Origin of the sequence: Staphylococcus sp. EG-SA-10 (assembly GCF_017151945.1) — a bacterium.
In the GTDB taxonomy this organism is placed as follows: domain Bacteria; phylum Bacillota; class Bacilli; order Staphylococcales; family Staphylococcaceae; genus Staphylococcus; species Staphylococcus aureus.
Window position 1 is genome coordinate 1 of record NZ_JACVZJ010000040.1, and the last position, 4,943, is coordinate 4,943.

General features: G+C 30.9%; 4 protein-coding genes and 1 pseudogene. 1 reads left to right on the plus strand and 4 read right to left on the minus strand.

Translation table 11 applies throughout. From position 1 onward, the window contains the following. Positions 1–77: 77 nt before the first annotated feature. Positions 78–185, minus strand: a pseudogene (locus IDG45_RS14120) (beta-lactam sensor/signal transducer MecR1); the annotation flags it as partial. A 96-nt stretch (positions 186–281) separates the two neighbouring features. Between IDG45_RS14120 and mecA the strand changes: the two are divergent. Next, entirely contained in the window at positions 282–2,291 is a 2,010-nt protein-coding gene (gene mecA / locus IDG45_RS13475; RefSeq protein ID WP_063852638.1) for a PBP2a family beta-lactam-resistant peptidoglycan transpeptidase MecA, read from the plus strand. A 45-nt stretch (positions 2,292–2,336) separates the two neighbouring features. On the opposite strand, the gene IDG45_RS13480 is transcribed toward mecA, so the two are convergent. The 3 genes from IDG45_RS13480 to IDG45_RS13490 all read right to left on the minus strand — a co-directional run bounded on the left by IDG45_RS13480 (position 2,337) and on the right by IDG45_RS13490 (position 4,871). Beyond that, positions 2,337–2,765, minus strand: coding sequence for a MaoC family dehydratase (locus tag IDG45_RS13480; RefSeq protein ID WP_000872606.1), 429 nt, complete (start codon positions 2,763–2,765; stop codon positions 2,337–2,339). Positions 2,766–2,861: 96 nt separating this feature from the next. Next, positions 2,862–3,605: a glycerophosphoryl diester phosphodiesterase gene (locus IDG45_RS13485; RefSeq protein ID WP_000958858.1), complete on the minus strand. Its 744-nt coding sequence runs from the start codon at positions 3,603–3,605 to the stop codon at positions 2,862–2,864. 876 nt (positions 3,606–4,481) lie between these two features. Beyond that, the gene (locus IDG45_RS13490; protein ID WP_020444595.1) at positions 4,482–4,871 is read right to left on the minus strand and encodes a hydroxymethylglutaryl-CoA synthase; all 390 of its coding nucleotides are present in this window, start codon (positions 4,869–4,871) and stop codon (positions 4,482–4,484) included. Positions 4,872–4,943: the final 72 nt, after the last annotated feature.

Genomic DNA, 4,943 nt, shown 5'->3' on the forward strand with positions numbered 1-4,943 from the left:
TATCCTTGTTAAATTGTTTATATCTGAAATAGTTCATACAGAAGACTCCTTTTTGTTAAAATTATACTATAAATTCAACTTTGCAACAGAACCGTATATTTTATATAGAGCATTCTCACTAAAAAAATTACACATATCGTGAGCAATGAACTGATTATACTTAACATTAAAAAAGATGATAACACCTTCTACACCTCCATATCACAAAAATTATAACATTATTTTGACATAAATACTACATTTGTAATATATTACAAATGTAGTCTTATATAAGGAGGATATTGATGAAAAAGATAAAAATTGTTCCACTTATTTTAATAGTTGTAGTTGTCGGGTTTGGTATATATTTTTATGCTTCAAAAGATAAAGAAATTAATAATACTATTGATGCAATTGAAGATAAAAATTTCAAACAAGTTTATAAAGATAGCAGTTATATTTCTAAAAGCGATAATGGTGAAGTAGAAATGACTGAACGTCCGATAAAAATATATAATAGTTTAGGCGTTAAAGATATAAACATTCAGGATCGTAAAATAAAAAAAGTATCTAAAAATAAAAAACGAGTAGATGCTCAATATAAAATTAAAACAAACTACGGTAACATTGATCGCAACGTTCAATTTAATTTTGTTAAAGAAGATGGTATGTGGAAGTTAGATTGGGATCATAGCGTCATTATTCCAGGAATGCAGAAAGACCAAAGCATACATATTGAAAATTTAAAATCAGAACGTGGTAAAATTTTAGACCGAAACAATGTGGAATTGGCCAATACAGGAACAGCATATGAGATAGGCATCGTTCCAAAGAATGTATCTAAAAAAGATTATAAAGCAATCGCTAAAGAACTAAGTATTTCTGAAGACTATATCAAACAACAAATGGATCAAAATTGGGTACAAGATGATACCTTCGTTCCACTTAAAACCGTTAAAAAAATGGATGAATATTTAAGAGATTTCGCAAAAAAATTTCATCTTACAACTAATGAAACAGAAAGTCGTAACTATCCTCTAGGAAAAGCGACTTCACATCTATTAGGTTATGTTGGTCCCATTAACTCTGAAGAATTAAAACAAAAAGAATATAAAGGCTATAAAGATGATGCAGTTATTGGTAAAAAGGGACTCGAAAAACTTTACGATAAAAAGCTCCAACATGAAGATGGCTATCGTGTCACAATCGTTGACGATAATAGCAATACAATCGCACATACATTAATAGAGAAAAAGAAAAAAGATGGCAAAGATATTCAACTAACTATTGATGCTAAAGTTCAAAAGAGTATTTATAACAACATGAAAAATGATTATGGCTCAGGTACTGCTATCCACCCTCAAACAGGTGAATTATTAGCACTTGTAAGCACACCTTCATATGACGTCTATCCATTTATGTATGGCATGAGTAACGAAGAATATAATAAATTAACCGAAGATAAAAAAGAACCTCTGCTCAACAAGTTCCAGATTACAACTTCACCAGGTTCAACTCAAAAAATATTAACAGCAATGATTGGGTTAAATAACAAAACATTAGACGATAAAACAAGTTATAAAATCGATGGTAAAGGTTGGCAAAAAGATAAATCTTGGGGTGGTTACAACGTTACAAGATATGAAGTGGTAAATGGTAATATCGACTTAAAACAAGCAATAGAATCATCAGATAACATTTTCTTTGCTAGAGTAGCACTCGAATTAGGCAGTAAGAAATTTGAAAAAGGCATGAAAAAACTAGGTGTTGGTGAAGATATACCAAGTGATTATCCATTTTATAATGCTCAAATTTCAAACAAAAATTTAGATAATGAAATATTATTAGCTGATTCAGGTTACGGACAAGGTGAAATACTGATTAACCCAGTACAGATCCTTTCAATCTATAGCGCATTAGAAAATAATGGCAATATTAACGCACCTCACTTATTAAAAGACACGAAAAACAAAGTTTGGAAGAAAAATATTATTTCCAAAGAAAATATCAATCTATTAACTGATGGTATGCAACAAGTCGTAAATAAAACACATAAAGAAGATATTTATAGATCTTATGCAAACTTAATTGGCAAATCCGGTACTGCAGAACTCAAAATGAAACAAGGAGAAACTGGCAGACAAATTGGGTGGTTTATATCATATGATAAAGATAATCCAAACATGATGATGGCTATTAATGTTAAAGATGTACAAGATAAAGGAATGGCTAGCTACAATGCCAAAATCTCAGGTAAAGTGTATGATGAGCTATATGAGAACGGTAATAAAAAATACGATATAGATGAATAACAAAACAGTGAAGCAATCCGTAACGATGGTTGCTTCACTGTTTTATTATGAATTATTAATAAGTGCTGTTACTTCTCCCTTAAATACAATTTCTTCATTTTCATTGTATGTTGAAAGTGACACTGTAACGAGTCCATTTTCTTTTTTTATGGATTTCTTATTTGTAATTTCAGCGATAACGTACAATGTATTACCTGGGTATACAGGTTTAATAAATTTAACGTTATTCATTTGTGTTCCTGCTACAACTTCTTCTCCGTATTTACCTTCTTCTACCCATAATTTAAATGATATTGAAAGTGTATGCATGCCAGATGCAATGATACCTTTAAATCTACTTTGTTCTGCTTTTTCTTTATCTATATGCATATATTGAGGATCAAAAGTTGTTGCAAATTGGATAATTTCTTCTTCTGTAATATGAAGGCTTTTTGTTTTGAATGTTTCTCCTACTATAAAATCATCGTATTTCATATATGTCTCTCTTTCTTATTCAAATTAATTTTTTAGTATGTAACATGTTAAAGGTAAGTCTACCGTCACTGAAACGTAAGACTCACCTCTAACTTTCTATTGAGACAAATGCACCATTTTATCTGCATTGTCTGTAAAGATACCATCAACTCCCCAATTAGCAAGTTGGTTTGCACGTGCTGGTTTGTTTACAGTCCATACGTTCAATTCATAACCCGCTTCTTTTACCATTTTTACTTTTGCTTTAGTAAGTTTGGCATCTTCAGTGTTTACTATTTTAGCATTACAGTAATCTAAAAGTGTTCTCCAGTCTTCACGAAACGAAGTTGTATGGAATATAACTGCTCTGTTATATTGTGGCATGATTTCTTCTGCAAGTTTAACAAGCACAACATTAAAGCTTGAAATGAGCACTTCTTGATTCTGATTTAAGTTTGTTAATTGTTCTTCCACTTGCTTAACCATACTTTTAGAAAGTGCTAGTCCATTCGGTCCAGTAATACCTTTTAATTCTACATTTAAATTCATATTATATTCATTTGCTATTTTTACTACATCATCGAAAGTTGGCAAATGTTCATCTTTGAATTTTTCACCAAACCAAGATCCTGCAGAAGCATCTTTAATTTCATCATAATTCAATTCAGTTATTTCCCCGGACATATTTGTAGTCCGTTCTAAATAATCATCATGAATGATAATCAGTTGTTCATCTTTTGTAATTGCAACATCTAACTCCAACCAGTTTATACCTTCTACTTCTGAAGCAGCTTTAAATGATGCAATTGTATTTTCCGGAGCTTTACTAGGTAATCCTCTATGTCCATATACAGTTAGCATATTACCTCTCCTTGCATTTTTATTTTTTTAATTAACGTAACTGTATTATCACATTAATCGCACTTTTATTTCCATTAAAAAGAGATGAATATCATAAATAAAGAAGTCGATAGATTCGTATTGATTATGGAGTTAATCTACGTCTCATCTCATTTTTAAAAAATCATTTATGTCCCAAGCTCCATTTTGTAATCAAGTCTAGTTTTTCTGTACCCCTTATCTGCAATTTTACTTAGGATTGCTTTTAACTTACCTCTTATCTGCAATTTTACTTAGGATTGCTTTTAACTTACCCCTTATCAGCAATTTTGCATGGAATTGCTTTTAACGCACCTCTTATCTGCAATTTTGCCTAGAACTGCTTTTAACGTACCTCTTATCTGCAATTTTACTGAGAACTGCTTTTAACTTACCCCTTATCAGCAATTTTGCATGGAATTGCTTTTAACGTACCTCTTATCTGCAATTTTACTTAGAACTGCTTTTAACAAACCTCTTATCTGCAATTTTACTTAGAACTGCTTTTAACGTACCTCTTATCTGTAATTTTACTTAGAACTGCTTTTAACAAACCTCTTATCTGCAATTTTACTTAGAATTGCTTTTACTATTCCTCTTATTAGTATAATCTCAGTAAGAATGCGTATAAAAATGAAAATTACAACCGATTTTGTAAGTGCTGACGCCTGAGGGAATAGTATGTGCGAGAGACTAATGGCTCGAGCCATACCCCTAGGCAAGCATGCACGTACAAAATCGTAAGATAAAAAAATAAGCATATCACTGTAAACTTTAAAAAATCAGTTTAGTGATATGCTTATTTATTTCGAGTTAGGATTTATGTCCCAAGCTCATCAAGCACAATCGGCCACTAGTTTATTTCTCTATCTTATATGTTCTGATATGGTCTTCTATACTGTATAAGTATACTTTTGAATATGGATCTTGTGTCAATTCACGTTCGAAATCAAATTCTTGATTATCAAATCTGTTAAAGAATGTTTCGTATTCTTCGACTGATAATTGCTCTCTAGATTCTAGCATATTTAAGTGTTTCTCTTTATCTAATGCTTTGTCATATCCTTTAACGATTGAACCACTAAAGATTTCTCCTACTGCTCCTGAACCATAACTAAATAGACATACTTTCTCTTCTGGTTGGAATGTGTGGTTCTGTAATAACGAAATTAAACTTAAGTATAATGATCCTGTATAAATGTTACCAACATCTCTATTCCATAATACGGTTCTGTTGCAAAGTTGAATTTATAGTATAATTTTAACAAAAAGGAGTCTTCTGTATGAACTATTTCAGATATAAACAATTTAACAAGGATG